This window comes from Providencia sp. PROV182 (assembly GCF_028480325.1).
GTDB classification, from domain to species: domain Bacteria; phylum Pseudomonadota; class Gammaproteobacteria; order Enterobacterales; family Enterobacteriaceae; genus Providencia; species Providencia hangzhouensis.
On sequence record NZ_JAMPOL010000009.1, the window covers coordinates 94,552 to 112,612 of the forward strand.

16 protein-coding genes are annotated in these 18,061 nt (G+C 39.8%); 2 read left to right on the plus strand and 14 right to left on the minus strand.

The features are described 5' to 3' along the window. Positions 1-105 precede the first annotated feature (105 nt). The 5 genes from PR834_RS07380 to PR834_RS07400 form a co-directional block, all read right to left on the minus strand. Positions 106-762, minus strand: a complete 657-nt coding sequence (locus tag PR834_RS07380; RefSeq protein ID WP_094961484.1) for a DUF799 domain-containing protein — start codon at positions 760-762, stop codon at positions 106-108. Further along, complete coding sequence (locus tag PR834_RS07385; protein ID WP_094961483.1) at positions 759-1,112, minus strand: DUF4810 domain-containing protein; 354 nt, start codon at positions 1,110-1,112, stop codon at positions 759-761. The genes PR834_RS07380 and PR834_RS07385 overlap by 4 nt, the downstream gene beginning before the upstream one ends. A 9-nt stretch (positions 1,113-1,121) precedes the next feature. Next, positions 1,122-1,796, minus strand: a complete 675-nt coding sequence (locus PR834_RS07390; protein WP_094961482.1) for a CsgG/HfaB family protein — start codon at positions 1,794-1,796, stop codon at positions 1,122-1,124. A gap of 515 nt (positions 1,797-2,311) precedes the next feature. Beyond that, positions 2,312-3,442, minus strand: a complete 1,131-nt coding sequence (locus PR834_RS07395) for a hypothetical protein (protein WP_110591205.1) — start codon at positions 3,440-3,442, stop codon at positions 2,312-2,314. Then, entirely contained in the window at positions 3,439-4,692 is a 1,254-nt protein-coding gene (locus PR834_RS07400) for a hypothetical protein (RefSeq protein WP_164456029.1), read from the minus strand. The genes PR834_RS07395 and PR834_RS07400 overlap by 4 nt, the downstream gene beginning before the upstream one ends. A gap of 276 nt (positions 4,693-4,968) precedes the next feature. Between PR834_RS07400 and PR834_RS07405 the strand changes: the two genes are divergently transcribed. Further along, positions 4,969-5,682, plus strand: a complete 714-nt coding sequence (locus PR834_RS07405; RefSeq protein WP_196725319.1) for a UTRA domain-containing protein — start codon at positions 4,969-4,971, stop codon at positions 5,680-5,682. A gap of 88 nt (positions 5,683-5,770) precedes the next feature. Here the strand turns inward: PR834_RS07405 and PR834_RS07410 are convergent, their stop codons facing one another. From PR834_RS07410 to hutU, 7 genes are all read right to left on the minus strand, one after another. After that, complete coding sequence (locus tag PR834_RS07410; RefSeq protein WP_196725320.1) at positions 5,771-7,453, minus strand: electron transfer flavoprotein-ubiquinone oxidoreductase; 1,683 nt, start codon at positions 7,451-7,453, stop codon at positions 5,771-5,773. Positions 7,454-7,464: 11 nt separating this feature from the next. Beyond that, positions 7,465-8,415, minus strand: coding sequence for an electron transfer flavoprotein subunit alpha/FixB family protein (locus PR834_RS07415; protein ID WP_272536554.1), 951 nt, complete (start codon positions 8,413-8,415; stop codon positions 7,465-7,467). 15 nt (positions 8,416-8,430) lie between these two features. Then, positions 8,431-9,186 (minus strand): electron transfer flavoprotein subunit beta/FixA family protein, encoded by a 756-nt coding sequence (locus PR834_RS07420; RefSeq protein ID WP_165879546.1) that lies wholly within the window; start codon positions 9,184-9,186, stop codon positions 8,431-8,433. 152 nt (positions 9,187-9,338) lie between these two features. Then, complete coding sequence (locus tag PR834_RS07425) at positions 9,339-10,778, minus strand: purine-cytosine permease family protein (RefSeq protein ID WP_004258484.1); 1,440 nt, start codon at positions 10,776-10,778, stop codon at positions 9,339-9,341. 275 nt (positions 10,779-11,053) lie between these two features. Further along, positions 11,054-12,193 carry an acyl-CoA dehydrogenase family protein gene (locus PR834_RS07430; RefSeq protein WP_272525418.1) on the minus strand — a complete coding sequence of 380 codons (1,140 nt, stop codon included), beginning with the start codon at positions 12,191-12,193 and terminating at the stop codon, positions 11,054-11,056. After that, positions 12,190-13,374, minus strand: coding sequence for a CaiB/BaiF CoA transferase family protein (locus PR834_RS07435; RefSeq protein WP_181489370.1), 1,185 nt, complete (start codon positions 13,372-13,374; stop codon positions 12,190-12,192). Before PR834_RS07435 ends, PR834_RS07430 begins: the two co-directional genes overlap by 4 nt. Before the next feature lie 57 nt (positions 13,375-13,431). After that, positions 13,432-15,099, minus strand: a complete 1,668-nt coding sequence (gene hutU / locus PR834_RS07440) for a urocanate hydratase (RefSeq protein ID WP_272536555.1) — start codon at positions 15,097-15,099, stop codon at positions 13,432-13,434. Positions 15,100-15,596: 497 nt separating this feature from the next. Between hutU and PR834_RS07445 the strand changes: the two genes are divergently transcribed. After that, entirely contained in the window at positions 15,597-16,415 is an 819-nt protein-coding gene (locus PR834_RS07445; protein ID WP_272536556.1) for a hypothetical protein, read from the plus strand. Between the two features lie 169 nt (positions 16,416-16,584). Here the strand turns inward: PR834_RS07445 and livF are convergent, their stop codons facing one another. Together livF and livG are read right to left on the minus strand one after the other, a co-directional pair. After that, positions 16,585-17,286 carry a high-affinity branched-chain amino acid ABC transporter ATP-binding protein LivF gene (gene livF / locus PR834_RS07450; protein ID WP_272536557.1) on the minus strand — a complete coding sequence of 234 codons (702 nt, stop codon included), beginning with the start codon at positions 17,284-17,286 and terminating at the stop codon, positions 16,585-16,587. Further along, a complete protein-coding gene (gene livG / locus PR834_RS07455) occupies positions 17,286-18,056 on the minus strand; it encodes a high-affinity branched-chain amino acid ABC transporter ATP-binding protein LivG (RefSeq protein ID WP_272536571.1) in 771 nt (256 codons plus the stop codon). The genes livF and livG overlap by 1 nt, the downstream gene beginning before the upstream one ends. Positions 18,057-18,061 lie beyond the last annotated feature (5 nt).

Consider the following 18,061-nt stretch of genomic DNA (forward strand, 5'->3'; position numbering starts at 1 on the left):
GTAAAACGATAATTAAATAAGTTAATTTCACTTAAATAATATTTAACTTAAATAAAATGGGCAAAATATTTTATTCTATTTCGCCCATTATTCAATAATTAATAATTACTGAGCATCTTTACCATATTTAGGCGATCTAGGCCCATATAAGATACCATTAGGCTTACCTGCAGATAATAACCTGACACTTGTTATACCTGCAATTGCATAGCTTTTATCTGTCATTGTATCTACGATTTGGTTAACAACAGCAGATACTAACGCCCCAATAATACCATTTGACGAGGAATTATTTTCAGCACTAGATGCAGTCGCTGAGCCACTCCATAATAACGTTCCTGTTCTAGCGTCAACCAATTTCGCATCCGCAGTGACACGAGTATCACTAGAAATAACCTGATAACTTGTACCGTATTCAGTAATATTCAAGTAAAGTACGGCATCATTACCAAAAATTTCTCGCAATTTTGCAGGTGGAACAGCTTGAATGTCACCTGCATTTGTCATCCCATTTTGCTTAAATGTTTCCTCAACAACAGCAACAGGGAAAACATAGTAGCCAGCCTCAGCTAAAGGAAGAGTCGCTTGTGATAATAAACCATGACTTGCTTGTACTTCTGGTGAACTGTTTTGTGGTAATAGCACCAGAATACTTTTAGGCTTACTTTGATTAAATGCCGTGTAATCAACTTTAGTTGGCTGAGCACATCCCGTTAATAACCATGTCATCACCAATCCGCAGACTATAAGTAAATGTTTCATTTTACTTTTCCTTTATTTTTCATGAGAAAATCCATGTAAGCCGCAGATTCTGGATACAATGCTTTTTCCGCAGTAAATTCTTGCATTGCAAGATCAACCGCTCCAGTTGTTGAATACAATAACCCTAAATGCGCATGCAACCCTGGCGGAGTTGCTAAACCTTTTGCTTTGCTCATTTCCAAATTCTTTTTCAAAGCTTGAATTTGTTCTTGAGGGCCAGTCTCTGTTTGTTGGTAATATTGGTAGACCGTTGTTTGATAACCATCCCAGTTATATAGTGGTTTGGGTTCATTAGCGCAGCCATTTAATAAAATTACGCCGGCTACCATAGCCAATAATTTAATTTTCATCGTATTTCCTTATTTAGCTGGCTGCCATGCACCACTTTCTATACCAGAAACTAAGTTATTTACCGCTTCCCTAATTGCTAAATCTAATACTTTACCATTCAATGTTGAGTCATAACTGGCAGTGCCACCAAAACCAATCACTTCTCTATTTGATAATTCATATTCACCAGCACCTTGTGAAGAAAAGACCACTTCAGATGTTTGAACATTAACAACGTTTAAATTGACTTTGGCATACGCTACTTGTGATTTACCACGACCTAAAATACCGAATAACTGGCGATCCCCAACTTCTTTTCGTCCAAATTCAGTAACATCACCAGTAATTACATAAGTTGCACCTTTTAACTGTTGCGACTGACCTTTAATACCAGCTTCTTCTTTAAGTTCTTGCATATTTGCACGGTCTAATACATTAAAACGACCCGTTTGCTGTAAATGTGTCATCAAAATGGTTTTAGATTGATTACCTAAACGATCAACCCCATCAGAGAAAATGCCATTCATATAACTAGAACGATTATCAAATTTCCCTATTGATATTGGGCTTTTTGGGCCTGAATATTGAGTATTATATGTCGCAACTTTTTCTACGGCTAAAGAACGAGAAGATTCTTTAGCACAACCACTTAATAATGCACTTGCAATAAGAATAGATGCAATGCTGATTTTGGATATATTCATTTAGCTATCTCAATTAAAATAAAATTAGAATTAGAATTAATTTTGCATTGCTATTTTGCATTAAATGAAAAGTAGGGTCTAGTCAATCTTACTTATTTTTTATCTGACATTTAGTTTGTTTTTTAATGACTGCAATACTCATAAAGTAACCAAGGTTTACTAATATTTAATCAAATGGTTGATTAAATATTAATACATCTATAAAGAATAATTAGCTAGTAATCTTTAATGATGATATTGAATATCATCATCTATAGTTAATACTATATATTATTAACTACATTTCTTTTATTTTTATTATATATTTCTAATTATACAACTTACTTCCATATAATGAGTTAAAATCGTTTAATTTTTATCTATTTTTAGTCTATCATTAAAACGTACTCTTCCTCTCCTTAAACTGCAAACTATACCTATTTTAGTATTAGCTTAACCTTTAAATAACAATAACAAAAAAGATAGGGAAAACCCTATCCTTATTGAATGAGAACACACTAAATCATCTTTACGCATCAATGCAATGATTGATAAGAAACTTGTGCTCCTTTAGTCAGAGCACTTTCATTTGAATAAGTACTTTCTATTTCAATCAAGGATTGGTCCGCCATATTGTATATTTTATTATACAAAGGAAATTCAGGACGATAACTGATCTCTTTTGTTACAAAATCCATCATTAGATATTGTTGTGAACCTCTAATTGAATTCGAAACAATCAACCCTTGATTTCCAACGTTTAAGCTATTCAAGTGGTTATAACCGCTTTCTGCGATTACTTCAAAATGACCATTTGTATGAAATTGCATCAAAGAAAACAAACGACGTGAAGGCTCTTGAGCAACCACAAAAATATCGCCTTTAAGATTTTGTGCAGCTTCATTAATTCTAACAGGCAACCATTTGCTACTAATAACCTGCTTAGTCGGGATATCCATGATAACTTCTAATGAGCCCATTTGATTACCATAGCTGTACCACATTACGATTTTATCTCGATATGTTGCATAGGAAAAATTTGAATTTCCTTCAATTTCTTCAGGGAATAATGATTTAGCTAAATCACGAACATTCATAAAATGTTCCCATGTCATTCCTTTATCAGCGCTGATAAAAATATTTTCATTATCCGCAACAACATAGAAAGGAGAGCTTTTAGATAAGTAGATTTTTCCCATAATCAACGTTGAAAATAGCTTGCCAGTTTTTTTACTCCAAGGTGTAAATTCACTCACTGAAAAATCAGTTAAGTTAATTTTTTGATAGCCATCACTGAACATCATTAAACATTGTTTTCTTTCACAGACTGCATTATAAAAACTTTGATCGCTATAAGTAATAAAATGCACGCCATTATTATCTGCAAATAAAATCTGGTTATCATATTCACTTGAAGGCATATAAGTATTATAAGACGAGTAATAATAATTAGAGCGGCCACTTTTTTGAGCTATAACTAACATCCCATTTTCTGCTGGAAATGTTGTTGCAAAATCATAACTACCAATCGGGAAGCTATTTTCATTGTGGTTTTTCCACTGCCAATCAACCGTACCAGTACGAATAAAAATAATAAAAGTGAAAGCGAGGCTTAATACAAACACCAAAGCCAAAAAGAGAAAACGTTTACTCAGAAATGGGTTCATGAGCGCACCTCCGTCACATAATCCGTTTGGCCATTCTTACGACGTAGATGCTTCAAAATATATTGCGCTTGATAATACCCATTTCCACGCTGAGATAATTTAAAATATATCGCCACGCACAAAGCAATAAGAAAACTGATACCGAATAAAATCGTTACTGCGAAACTGATAAATAGCACACCTGTATCCACAATATTAACCCAGTCCCAATAATCCCAATATCCACCTTTCTCTAGGGTTTCAGAAATTGATAACCCTCCGGCCATAAAGACAAAGAACATTAAAAGTAAGCAAATGCCCCCCCACAGCCCGAAATAAAAACCTCGTTCTTGAGGAGCCCCCTTACCAATCAAGCTATAGGCAAGCCCGTCTTGGTGATTGTAAATACCAAAAATGACCTGCTCTTTTGAATGCGCTTGGATATTTTTATGAAAAACTTCAAGCTCATCACCTTGAGCAATAAATAGATTGTGGTTGTTGAATAAGGGTTCATTTGCTGAAATTAGAACATCCATATGGCTTTTATTAATCTGCAAACCAACATGATTGAGCTTTTGTTCTGCATCCCCCGTAGCAACTGTTAAGCTGAGGGTTGATGTAATATTAACCTTCCCACGGGTGACGAGTAATGACGCTTTATCACGATAGTTATCTGCTGATTTACGTAATTTATTGGCTTTATTTTTTAAGCTTTTAATTCCTAAAATTTCAATTTGTTGCTCTTGTTCACTCTTTTGATATTGCCCATCAATAACTAAATCCAACGCTTTTAAAATTGATTTTCGTTTTGGACTTAAAATATGCTTAGTCTCGGCCAGTGCAAGAGCAAACAAAACTATTCCACCAAAGGCAGCACAGCCTAAAAGTGAGACTAAGATAATCATTAAGAAGCTATCATCTGCATTAATAAAACAGTAATACACTGCAGGTATCAGGGCCATTAAGGCTAACGAAATTAAATACTGTTTTCCTAGTGAGCGATTAAAACTAATGGTTCTATCTGGCTCAAGTCGACCATGCTTTTCATGGTAAACCCACTCAGCCCAATAACTGCCATCATTCATCTCTTCTGCACAAATAACCAAGGTATCGCCTTGTTGTAAGCGTTCTAAAAAAATTTCACTATTTGAAAAATCACCTTGATTAAAAAAAAATACTTTTTGGGAGGCAATCAATCTTACCATTCCCATTGGGCTGACATTTTGATAGTCACATTGAGTAAGACTGACATGGAAATATTGAACTCGCATGAATAAATGCCTATTTCGCTAAGTAAATTTAACATTATGATAATAAATAAAGGTATATAGCCCTAGTAAAACTTACCTTATAATTAAATAATTCAGATAAGGACGAGCACCTTAAACAGCTATTTAACTCAGGTTAATCATTAGAAATAGGTATCTCCTACTAGCAAAGCCAGTAATTACTGATAAACTTGCATTCAATACAAAGTTTGTGAGTGAAATGTGGCAATAAAACAATGTTACCACTCCTTCCTTTAACAATAATTTTGAATAACAGCGATGACATTACAACCTGCATATAAGCAAATTCAGTCTTACATTTTACGCAGTATTGATTTAGGTATTTTTAAGCCTGAAACACAAATACCGACAGAATTAGAGCTATGTGCTCAATTCAATGTAAGCCGTATGACCGTGAATAAAGCCATTTCAGAGTTAAGTCAAAAAGGGATCCTACATCGTATTGCGGGCAAAGGCACATTTGTCGCCACTCAAAAACATGAGCTCCCCGTAACAAAAGCGTTTGATATTTTTGATGAGATCTCAACAAGTGGTAATAAATATAGCGGCCACCAGATGCAACTAAAAATTATTCCCGCATCAGCAGAAATTGCACTACAGCTCGGGATTAGTGAAGGAAGTGATGTGGGCTATTGTAAAGTACTACATTTTGAAAACGATATTCCTTTAATGTTAGAAGAACGCTATGTTAACCACGCCATTGTGCCCGACTTTGTTAAGCAAAAATATGGTGACACTGAAACTCCTAGCGGTTATTTGCAACGCCATTTTCCTGTCAGTGAAATGGAACATACCATTGAAGCTGCATTGGCCACAAAATCTATTGCTCAATCATTATCAATTAAAGAAAACTCACCTTGCTTACAACTTAGCCGTCGCACTTGGACAGGTAACACTCTAATTAGCTATGTTAATATGATCACAGCTGGCTCGCGTTACAAATTAAAATTACATTCTCGAATTGAGAATTAATGCAAAAATAAAAAAATGGGGCAAAATTGCCCCAAAGCGACTGATAAAACAAAAATATCAAGCACAACTACATCACAATAAATTCGTTTTACATTCCTTGATAAATAGGCCCTTCCCCTCCTTGGGGAGCAGTCCAGGTGATATTTTGTAACGGATCTTTAATGTCACAAGCCTTACAATGCAGGCAGTTTTGCGCATTAATTTGCAGTTTTTCCTCGCTTTTATTCCCTACAATTTCATAAACTCCCGCGGGGCAATAACGCGTCTCGGGCGCAGCATATTTCATTAAATTAACTTGGATAGGGACATTAATATCAGCCAGTTTTAAATGGCAGGGTTGTTCTTCTTCATGGTTAGTATTCGATAAAAATACGGAAGAAGACTTATCAAACGTTAATTTACCATCGGGTTTTGGGTAATCTATCGGTGTAAAACCCTTGGCTTCCTTTATTCCTTCATGATCCGATTGTTTTAATTTCAACGTCCACGGGGTACACCCCTTAAATAACAGTTGTTCTGCACCAAATAGTATTGAACCAACCACTAGCCCTTTTTTCATATAGGGCTTAAAATTGCGTGTTTGATAAAGCTCTTGATATAACCAGCTCTCTTCAAATAGCTGGCGAAATTGCTTTTTAAACTGTAAATAATCAACCATTCCATTCTGGTTAGCACTGAACCAAGCTTCTGCTGCTAATAACCCACTTTTCACCGCACAATGGGTGCCTTTAATTCGGGCTGCATTAAGAAAACCTGCATCATCACCAATTAACACACCTCCGGGAAAGCTTAGTTCAGGTAACGCGGCTAACCCACCCGCCACCATCGTTCTAGCACCATAGCTGATCCGTTCTCCACCCGATAAGAAATCACTAAAAGCAGGATGGGTTTTTAAGCGTTGAAACTCATCAAACGGTGATAAATACGGATTTTCATAATTTAACCCGACCACCAAACCCACTGCGACTAAGTTATCCCCATAATGATAAGCAAAGCCACCACCATAGGTGTGGTTATCTAGCGGCCAGCCAACGGAATGGACAACTAACCCTGCTTGATGTTGCTCTTTTGGAATTTGCCAAATTTCCTTGATCCCCAAACCATAGGTTTGTTTACCGCTCTCTGTGGCTAAATTAAAATGATTTATCAATTGCTTACCTAGCTGACCACGGCACCCTTCCGCAAAAAAGGTCATTTTTGCCAGTAAATTCATACCCGGTTGGTACATCTGTGTTGGGTTGCCTAATTTATCAAGCCCCATATCTCCAGTTGTGACGCCTATCACTTGGTTTTTATCATCAAATAACACCTCTGTGGCAGCAAAACCGGCAAAAACATCAACACCTAATTCTTCTGCCTCCACGGCTAGTGCAGCACTTATCTCCCCTAAGCTACCAATGAAATTACCATTGTTTTTCAAACAGTTTGGCAATAAAGAGAGGGGTAAATGACTCGCTTTATTTTCTTTTAGCCATAAAAAACGGTCATGGCTTACAGGTGTTAAAGAAGCCGAAACCTTTTGCTGCCAATCTGGTAGCAATTCATCGAGAGCACGTGGGTCTATCACTGCACCAGATAAAATATGAGCTCCTATCTGTGCACCTTTATCAATTAAACAAACCGAAATTTCTGTTCCTTTCTTTGCCGCTAGCTGCTTTAAACGTATTGCTGCAGATAACCCCGCGGGCCCACCACCGACAATCAGGACATCGAACTCCATCGATTCCCGCTCGGGAGCCTCATTTATTTTCTCAATATTGTCGATAGCCATGAGCCCCTCCATTACGCCAATGCTTTGTCAAATTCAGGTAAGATCTCAAACAGATCGCCAACAATGCCATAATCCGCAACTTGGAAAATCGGTGCCTCAGGATCACTATTGATAGCAACGATCACTTTGCTTTCTTTCATTCCTGCAACATGCTGAATTGCCCCCGAAATTCCTACAGCTATGTACAAATCAGGTGCGACAATTTTCCCTGTTTGTCCTACTTGGTAGTCATTTGGCACAAAACCAGCGTCTACCGCAGCACGTGAAGCCCCAACCGCAGCCCCTAGCTTGTCAGCTATCGTTTCCAATAACGCAAAATTTTCACCTGAGCTCAAGCCTCTCCCGCCTGAAATAACCACTTTTGCAGAGCTCAATTCCGCACGGCTAACTTGAGTTAACGATTGGCTTTTTAATTGACTACGCAGCGGTATATCGACAAGGGAAACCTTCTCTATTTCAGCACTATTTTGCGTTTCATATCCCCCTGAAAATGCCGAACTACGTACCGTAATGACCACTTTCTGGCCATTGTTTTGTACCGTTGCTAACGCATTCCCTGCATAAATAGGTCTAACAAAAGTTTGTGAATCAATAACTTGAGTAATATCTGAAACTTGTGCGATCCCTAACTTTGCAGCAACCCGTGGGGCAATATTTTTACCAAATGTCGTCGCTGGAAACAGTAAATGAGTATATTCTTCTGCAATATTCACCACCGCATGAGCCATCGGTTCTGCAAGTTGGTTTTTAAGGTTATCTGATTGTATTTCTAGGACTTTACTCACGCCTTTTATACTCGCAGCTAGCTGAGCGACCAATTCTGTCTCACTTCCTGCAACTAATAAGTGCAAATGGCCACCTGCGGTGAGAAGTTGTTTTGTAGCGTTAATACTATGATAAGTAGAGGTTTTTATTGTTTGATTATCATGCTCGACAACCACTAATACAGATATTTGGCTCATAGGTATTTTCCTCGATTAAATCACTTCTTTCGCTTGTAATGCACTGACTAGCTCTGTCGCACTGCTTAGCAATGTACATTGCCCCGCTCGTTTTTTGGGTTCTGAGACACTAAGCGTTTTAATTTGCCCTAATGGGGTAAAATCCATATCAGTAATATCGATAATATCTAACGTTTTTTTCTTCGCTTTCATGATATTAGGTAAAGTTGCATAACGAGGTTCATTGAGCCGTAAGTCTGTTGTGATGACCGCTGGCAATGGCATTTCTAACGTTTCTAAACCACCGTCAATTTCCCTCGTAACTTGCAGTGATTGCCCTTCAAGCTTAACTTGAGAAGCAAATGTCGCTTGCGGGTAATCCAATAATGCGCTGAGCATTTGACCTATTTGATTGCAATCATCATCAATAGCTTGTTTGCCTAATAAAATAAGATCTGGCTGTTCCCTTTCTACGATTTGTTGAAGTAAACGCGCTATATCCAGTGGCTCTAGTGTTAACCCCCCAGATCTTTGGACTAAAATCCCACGATCAGCGCCAATCGCCATCGCACTACGTAATGTTTCTTGATAACCAATGTCACCGATGGAAACCGCAATCACTTCTGTTGCTTTTCCCGCCTCTTTTAAACGCACAGCTTCTTCGACGGCAATTTCATCAAATGGGTTAATTGCCATTTTGACATTCGCCAATTCAACCCCTGAACCATCGGCTTTTACTCTTATTTTGACGTTATGGTCTATCACTCGCTTCACTGCGACTAAAATTTTCATAGCAACTCCTATCCCAATTCTTCAACGATTGGTGGGTATGGTAATGTTCTAAAACCGTTTTTTAGGTTGAGAGAAACCGTAACAGTGATAGTTACACTGCTACTGGCTATCTCAATTTTTACGCTTTTTAATGCTAGTTTTTTATGAAATGGTTATTTTGTTGTCGGTAATATCAACCGATCTGCGACTGACATAGGCCATTTTTTAATCGCAACATAGTAAAGAATACTTGTTGCTACTAAGCCAACAATCCATGAAATATCGACACCACCGAGTTTTTCGACTAAAGGCCCGGTATAAAAACCTGTTGATATAAATGGTAATTGTATTAATACACCGGCAATGTAAGTGAATATCCCGACTTTATTCCAACGCCCATAGCGGCCATTTGGGTTTGCAAGTTCAGGAACGTCGTAGCGACCTTTAGTGACCCAATAGTAGTCAACTAAGTTAATTGCACTCCAAGGGGTAAAGAATGCAAGTAAAAACAATAAGAAAGCAGAGAAGAGTTTTAAAAATGAGTGCTGGCCCGCTAACCCAAGTAGTGTTGAAAAACTGACCATTAGAATAATAAAGAACAACCTTTGGCCACGAGAAATTTGGTTTTTCCCACGGAAACCACACCAAATCGCAGCCATAGACATAAAGCTACCATAGGCATTCAATGCAGTTATTGTCACTTTCCCATAGAAAATACTGATGTATAGCAACGCCGCGATTAAACCTGTGCTGCCTAAGCCCACAATATACGAGACTTCATTACCGGCAAACTTATTGCCAGCAAGCGCTGCGGCAAAAACCCCTAAAATCATTGAGGCTTGCGTACCAATTACTGTGCCTGAACCCACAGCCAAGAAGGCTTTAATTGTCGGGGTTTTAGTCGGTAAATAACGAGAATAGTCAGCAACATAAGGCCCAAATGCAATTTGCCAAGAAGCAGACAATGACATCGCTAATAAAAAGTTCGTCCAGCTAAAATGGCGGTTTTCCAGTAATACCGAAACATCATTCATATAAAATAGACGGAAAAATAGATAAAAGAACGTAATCACGCCGATAACGCTCGCTACTTTCCCTAAAATATGAATGATGCGATAACCACAAATTGTAATGCCGATAATCACCACACCAAAAATAATAATTCCAACCCAATCAGTCACATGTAACAACTGACCAACCGCTTGCCCTGCCAGCACGGTACCACTAGCAGAAAACCCGACATACATCATGCAAACTAATAAAATAGGGATGACGGCACCGTATACGCCAAACTGTACACGACTCGAGATCATTTGTGGTAACCCCAATTTCGGCCCTTGCACCGCATGCAAGGCCATCACCGCCCCACCTAATAATTGGCCAATAAACAAGCCAATTAATGACCAGAATACATCTCCGCCAAGCACGACTGCCAAGGCCCCCGTTACAATTGCCGTTATTTGCAAATTAGAACCGAACCAAAGTGTGAATTGGCTCGATAAAGTGCCATGGCGCTCGGACTCTGGAATGTAATCGATGGAACGCGCTTCGATTAAAGGTACATTCTCCTGCCGGTTTTTTTGCCCTGTAGCGATGTCGTTTGAAACTGTCATGGTAACTCCTCTTTAAGCAAGGCTGGCTTAAAGAATGAACCAATTAATCGTAATGGAACCGCAATAACTACAGTTGTAAGGTACAGTTATTAAGCATTACGCTGGGTGATGTTTTATCTGTTATTCACCCTAAATAACTAATTGAAATACATTCTTAAACCTGATTGTTGTTGTGTTTTTAATTCCATGATCCTGTTGTCAGGTAGTGCTTCCTATGGTGCTCCATAAACCAGTAAACGCCTGTCCCGCTTACTCGGCTCAATACTTAAAATAACTTAGTGGGCATCTAAAACGGCACGTGAAATAATAATTTTTTGTATTTCTGATGTGCCCTCAAAAATCCGTAAAATCCGTGCATCACGCACATAACGTTCAAGGGGAAGGTCACGAATATAGCCGTAGCCGCCATGAAGCTGTAAAGCCGCATCCGTTACAAAACCCGCACACTCAGCAGCAAACAATTTCGCCGTAGCGGATTGCAAACTAAAACGCTCCCCTGAATCACGCAATTCTGCAGCTTGCCAAGTCAACATACGAGCCGCCTCCAATTGCGTGTGCATATCCGCAATACGCCATTGAGTTCCTTGGTATGCAGCTAAGGGTTTTTTACCAATTTGGCGTTCTTTTACCCAGCCTAAAGCACTTTCCATCGCGGCTCGAGCAATACCTAGTGACGTTGCAGCCACTTCAACACGCCCTTTATCTAAAACTTCCATGGCGGTGTGGAACCCTTTATTTTCCTCTCCCAGTAATGCAGATTCAGGTAGCCAACAATTCAATGCTAATTCATAAATGGTGCTACCCCGTAACCCCATGGTTTTTTCAGGTTGAGAAAATGCCACACCTTCAGTGCCTTTAGGGATCATAAATGCACTGATGCCACGGGCTCCCGCTTCAACATCGGTTTTAGCATATAACACAATAAAATCAGCCTCTTTGGCGTTTGTGATATAGTGTTTATTTCCTCGAATACGCCATCCGCCATTTTCACGTACAGCCACAGTACGCATATCCGCAGGGTTAGAGCCCGCAGCCGGCTCAGTTAAGCCGAATGCACCTAATAATTCCCCAGCAGCGGCTTTTGGTAACCAATGATTTTTTTGCTCTTCTGTCCCACCAATTAAAATTGAATCTGTCGCCAAAAAATGTGCCGTTAGAGCCGATGACGTCGATGCACAAGCTGCTGCAACCGCTTCCACGACCTTGCTCATCGCCACACTGCCAATACCAAAACCGCCATACTGTTCAGGTAAATTAATTCCCCAACAGCCTATTTCCCCTAACGCTTGTAAACTTTCAGCACAAAAGGTTTCGGTTTCATCGTATCTTTGTGCATTCGGCTGTAAAATGTCATGGCAAACTTTTTCTACCGCATCTACAACCGCTTGTTCCGTTTCATTAATATCAAAACTCATTGCATCGTCTCCGCATTTTTAATTGTTGTTTTCGCTGGTTTATAAACTAAGTTTGCCTCACCTAATTTCGGGGCACGGCGGGTCGAATGAGGTTTCTTTCCATTAAAAAAAACCGGTTGAGAAACCAATGGTGTTCCTCCATCATTCAGGTACGTCAGTACTTGCCTCACTTCGGCGTGTTCGCTTTGTGTCGCTTGGTGTAAATTATGAATGGGTGAAGCAGGAACGCCCGCGTTTAATAATATGTCACATACCTCTTCAACCGTTTTTTGGCGTGTCCAACTTTCGATTTCTTTTCTAAGTTCAGCTTGGTACTGCGTTCGGCTTGGGTCATCACCGTAGCGCGGGTCGTGGCATAACTGCGGTTTTTCCATACATTCGCAAAAGCGTTGAAATAGCTTTTCACTCGCAATCGCGATAACGACTAAACCGTCTTTTGCTTGATAAGTATCAAATGGCGTGGATACTGGGTGGCGGTTCCCCACTAAGCTCGGGGCCTTATCATTTGCAAATAAGTTTGAAAGCCCAGTTAACTGCATGCTGAGTAAGACATCTACCATCGCCACATCAATATACTGTGCCGCTTCACCATGACGCTCTCTCGCAAATAGCGCACTGCTTATCGCCCATGATGCAAACATCCCTGCACACACATCGCCAATTGACTCACCGCTGCGTGTTGGCCCTGTTTCTGGGAAACCAGTGACACTCATTAGGCCTGACATCGCTTGTGCCACAATGTCATAAGCCGGGTAACTGGCAAGTGGGCTGTTTTGCCCGAACCCTGAAATACTGGCGTAAATTAATTTAGGGTTGTGCTGTTTTAAGCTCTCAAAATCGATGCCAAGTCGTTGAGTCACACCAGGGCGAAAGTTTTCAACCACCACATCACTTTCTTTGACTAATTGAAATAAAATCGCTCGGTCTTCATCCGCTTTAAGGTCTAATTCAATACTGCGTTTACCTCGGTTAATCAAACCATAGTAAACACTTTCACCATCAATAAATGGCCCTAAATGGCGGCTGTCATCACCGTGGTTGGGCACTTCAATTTTGATCACTTCAGCACCAAGATCGGCCATCATACCGGTGCAATAAGGACCTGCTAACACACGGCTTAAGTCGATCACTTTGATCCCCGCCAGTGGCCCTTGTCTTTTCTGAGTTAACGCAGCATTCATACTGAATTCCTTATATTCCAGAAAGTTGCCGACCGATTAAGCAGCCGGCAAAGGACATTACTTCACCATCGGCAAGTTCAAGCCTTGCTCTTTCGCACAGTTAATGGCGATGTCATAACCTGCATCTGCATGGCGCATAACGCCCGTTGCAGGGTCATTATGTAAAACGCGCGCTAAACGTTTATCAGCAGCGTCCGTTCCATCACATACAATGACGACGCCTGAATGCTGTGAGAAGCCCATGCCAACACCACCACCATGATGTAAACTGACCCATGTTGCCCCACCTGCGGTATTTAACAGTGCGTTCAATAAAGGCCAGTCTGATACGGCATCAGAGCCATCTTTCATGGATTCCGTTTCACGGTGTGGACTCGCAACAGAGCCTGAATCTAAGTGATCACGACCAATGACAACAGGGCCTTTTAATTCACCACTTTTCACCATTTCGTTGAAAGCACGGCCTAATCTTTCTCTGTCTTTTAAACCGACCCAGCAAATACGAGCAGGAAGCCCTTGGAATGCGATACGTTCACGTGCCATATCGAGCCAATTATGTAAGTGTTTGTCATCTGGTAATAATTCTTTTACTTTTTGGTCTGTTTTATAGATATCTTCTGGGTCACCTGATAACGCGACCCAACGGAATGGTCCAACACCTTCACAAAATAGCGGGCGAATATAAGCAGGAACAAAACCTGGGAAATCAAAGGCATTGCTAATCCCTTCATCTTTTGCCATTTGGCGAATATTGTTGCCGTAGTCAAAAGCTGCTGAGCCACGTTTTTGCATCGTTAGCATCGCATCTACTTGTACTGCCATGCTTTTTTTCGCAGCTTTGGTCACTTCAGCAGGGGCAGTTTGTTGTTTTTCACGCCATTGGGCGAGTGTCCAGCCCTGTGGTAAGTAGCCATGTACTGGGTCATGAGCACTCGTTTGGTCGGTCACTGAATCAGGGGTGATATTGCGTTTCACCAATTCACTGTAAACATCAGCCGCATTACCTAATAGCCCAACAGAAACGGGTTGGCCATTGGCTTTGGCATCGTCGATATATTGCAATGCTTCATCAAGAGAAGTCGCTTTTTTGTCTACATAACGGGTTCTTAGACGAAAATCGATACGGCTTTCATCGCACTCGACCGCTATCATGCTAAAACCTGCCATAGTTGCTGCTAATGGCTGTGCTCCTCCCATCCCTCCAAGGCCACCGGTTAAGATCCAGCGCCCTGCGGCGTTGCCATTAAAGTGCTGTTTAGCAAGCGAAACAAAGGTTTCATAGGTGCCTTGAACGATCCCTTGAGAACCAATATAGATCCAAGAGCCGGCTGTCATTTGGCCATACATCATTAGGCCTTTGCGATCTAACTCATTAAAGTGCTCCCAATTCGCCCAGTGAGGAACAATATTTGAGTTTGCGATCAACACACGCGGAGCATCTGGATGGGTAGGGAACACACCAACAGGCTTACCTGATTGCACGAGTAATGTTTGGTCATCTTCCAATGTGGTCAGCACATCTAAAATTTTGTCATAACATTCCCAATCACGTGCTGCACGGCCGATACCGCCATAGACCACCAAGCTTTGAGGGTGCTCAGCAACATCTGGGTCTAAATTATTTTGGATCATGCGGTATACCGCTTCTGTCAGCCAGCTTTTACAGCTTTTCTCACTGCCACGTGGTGCGCGGATCACTCGAGTTGAGTCAGTACGATTTAACATGGTTGTATCCCCTATTATCCATTTTTAATTAACTTTAAATTAACAATTTTATTTATAATAATCTGCGAGATACCCAGTTAGTGGCGATGCACGTGCGTCTTCAAACTAATTAATTGATTATAAATCAACAGATTATTTTTCTATCAACTTGCTCGATACTATCTATTCATTGAGAGCGTTTATCGATGAAGTAAATATATATACATTTACTTCACAAAGTATATACATTTAAATTTGAAATTTTGTAGGAAGTGTGAAGGTTGGAATACGAGGGATGTTATACAACAACAAGTAGCTGTATGTTTCTAGAGAGAAAGTTGTATATACATTTGTTTTTATGCATAGAAACAAGCAAATAACAAAATTGAGAGTCGCTTCACAGAACATTGTAACGATGTATAGAAGTAGATGCGCTATTTATTAGCTATTCACGCTTCTTGCAATTATTTCTTCTAAAAACAGGTTATTTTTCCTCCTGTTTAAAATTGGAGAATTTTATGAGCATCAACATTACTAATTTTTTTAATCGGGTAAGAAATTATTTCATCCCAAAAAACAAAAGAAATTTTGATATAAATAAAGTTATTAATTTAAACAGCCTATTGCCATATTTAATTAAAAATAAATCTTGGTTTTATATCACCGAAGAGAAAGAAGCTATTAATTTTGCTAGAAAGCATTACTATTTGCCACTATTCTCATCATCTAAAAAAATTTGCCATATCTCATTCGATAATATATCAAATGAAAATCAAGTAATTAATTTAGAAATAAAACAAGATATAAATCCTTTTTTTGTAATTGAAAATAAAATAAGATCAAGTGGATATGTTGAATTAGAAGAATCCCACTTTAAACAAATCGCCTCTGACATACCAAGAATGAATATCCTTATTAAAAATCAACAAGATAACCCAATAGAACTACAATCCATAATGGATATTAAGAAATACCTAGGAAAATTACCTCCTTCACATATATGCCATATTTGTAATATTGCAAATCAAGCCCATTTGGCAGAAGGCACTATTAAAGCCTCGAAAATGATAAGAAAAACCCAATCCGAATTTTTATTTCAAGATCATGGCAAATCATCAATCATGATTAATATTTTAGATAATAATAGCTATCAGGTAATATCTGAAGGTTACTTTAATTTAATCAATACAAAAACTGGAAAAAAAGTTAATAATTCAGAGGTTATAGCAGAAACGACGACTCATTTTACATTTGATGAACAGGATAAATTAATTGCTGAAAAACAGGACAAGTTAACACTAAAAATAAAAATTGAAACGAACCCACCGCAGCTATAACTCGATAGCATAACCAATAGCAATTTAATGATTTAATAAATAATTTTCTAAATAATTCACGTTGTGGCTAGGCGGCAAAATGAGGATATCTCGGGGAGCATACACAAGTATGTGACCCGAGTAGCTGCATGAAGCCAACAACGCCACAGCGTGAAGGATGACGAAAATTTTAGCCACCGAGATAAGCGCTGCGTACTGCCTCATTCGCTAGCAACGCTTTACCACTGTCTTCCAATACAATATGCCCATTTTCTAGTACATATCCACGGTCTGCGAGTTTCAACGCTTGGTTGGCATTTTGCTCAACAAGGAAAATCGTCATACCTTCTTCACGTAGCTGTTGGATTGTATCGAAAATTTGCATAATGATAATGGGGGCAAGGCCTAGGGATGGCTCATCAAGCAACAACAACTCTGGCTGGCTCATTAAAGCACGGCCTATCGCTAGCATTTGTTGCTCACCACCTGACATCGTTCCTGAACGTTGGCTTCGGCGCTCATACAGCCTTGGAAACAACTTATAAACCCGCTCAATACGTTCTTGGTACTGTTGGCGACCAGCAAAAAAGCCCCCCATTGCGAGGTTTTCTTCCACAGTCATACGAGAAAATACACGCCGCCCTTCTGGTACTAGAGCAATGTCTTCACGCATAATTTTCGAAGTGGGCAATTGAGTGATATCCACGCCTCGGTAAATGACTTGGCCTTCCGATGCTCGTGGATCGCCACAAAGGGTACTGAGCAACGTTGTTTTCCCAGCGCCATTTGCTCCGATTAAGGTCACAATTTCACCTTTTTGGATATTCAAGCTAATCTCATGTAACGCTTGAATTTTTCCATAATGGGTAGAAACTTTTTTAAACTCTAGCATCAGTAAGCTTCCCCCAAATAGGCTTTTATCACATCTGGATGTTGGCGAATCTCACTCGGTGTGCCATTCGCCAATGGCGTTCCTTGATTCACGACATAAATACGATCTGAAATTCCCATGACTAATTTCATATCATGTTCAATTAATAGAATTGAAACATTATGATGAGTACGCAACTCAGCAATTAAGTCATCCAAGTCATTGGTTTCTTTAGGGTTAAGACCTGCCGCAGGTTCATCCAGCATTAAAATTTCAGGGCGAGTGACCATACAGCGAGCAATTTCTAACCGACGCTGCTGACCATAGGCTAAATTACCCGCTTGGCGATTTGCAAAGGGGAGTAAATCAACACGCTCAAGCCATTTTACCGCATTATCAAGCGCTTCAGACTCTGCTCGACGAAATGCAGGGGTTTTCAATAACCCAGAAAAAATGCCACTTTTTAAATGTTGATGCTGCGCCACAAGTAAATTTTCAATTACCGTCATTTCTTTAAACAACCGCACATGCTGAAATGTTCGGATGACACCAAGGCGTGCAATCGCCTGCCCGGTCAGTCCCTCAAGATGTTTTTCTCGATATAAAATCGTGCCACTGGTCGGCTTATAAAAACCGGTTAAACAGTTAAAAATGGTGGTTTTACCCGCCCCATTTGGGCCAATCAGTGAGACGATTTCCCTTTGATTAATAGTTAACTCAACATTATTGACGGCAAGTAACCCACCAAAACGCATTGTTAAGCCATTCACTTGTAACAAAGGCGTGGTTATATGGC

Coding starts and splice junctions, on each gene's coding strand:
- PR834_RS07430 (WP_272525418.1), bottom strand. CDS start 12,193: ATGAGTTTTGATATTAATGAAACGGAACAAGCGGTTGTAGATGCGGTA.
- PR834_RS07425 (WP_004258484.1), bottom strand. CDS start 10,778: ATGACAGTTTCAAACGACATCGCTACAGGGCAAAAAAACCGGCAGGAG.
- PR834_RS07410 (WP_196725320.1), bottom strand. CDS start 7,453: ATGGCTATCGACAATATTGAGAAAATAAATGAGGCTCCCGAGCGGGAA.
- PR834_RS07415 (WP_272536554.1), bottom strand. CDS start 8,415: ATGAGCCAAATATCTGTATTAGTGGTTGTCGAGCATGATAATCAAACA.
- PR834_RS07395 (WP_110591205.1), bottom strand. CDS start 3,442: ATGAACCCATTTCTGAGTAAACGTTTTCTCTTTTTGGCTTTGGTGTTT.
- livF (WP_272536557.1), bottom strand. CDS start 17,286: ATGCTAGAGTTTAAAAAAGTTTCTACCCATTATGGAAAAATTCAAGCG.
- PR834_RS07380 (WP_094961484.1), bottom strand. CDS start 762: ATGAAACATTTACTTATAGTCTGCGGATTGGTGATGACATGGTTATTA.
- PR834_RS07390 (WP_094961482.1), bottom strand. CDS start 1,796: ATGAATATATCCAAAATCAGCATTGCATCTATTCTTATTGCAAGTGCA.
- PR834_RS07435 (WP_181489370.1), bottom strand. CDS start 13,374: ATGAATGCTGCGTTAACTCAGAAAAGACAAGGGCCACTGGCGGGGATC.
- PR834_RS07405 (WP_196725319.1), top strand. CDS start 4,969: ATGACATTACAACCTGCATATAAGCAAATTCAGTCTTACATTTTACGC.
- PR834_RS07385 (WP_094961483.1), bottom strand. CDS start 1,112: ATGAAAATTAAATTATTGGCTATGGTAGCCGGCGTAATTTTATTAAAT.
- PR834_RS07445 (WP_272536556.1), top strand. CDS start 15,597: ATGAGCATCAACATTACTAATTTTTTTAATCGGGTAAGAAATTATTTC.
- PR834_RS07420 (WP_165879546.1), bottom strand. CDS start 9,186: ATGAAAATTTTAGTCGCAGTGAAGCGAGTGATAGACCATAACGTCAAA.
- PR834_RS07400 (WP_164456029.1), bottom strand. CDS start 4,692: ATGCGAGTTCAATATTTCCATGTCAGTCTTACTCAATGTGACTATCAA.
- hutU (WP_272536555.1), bottom strand. CDS start 15,099: ATGTTAAATCGTACTGACTCAACTCGAGTGATCCGCGCACCACGTGGC.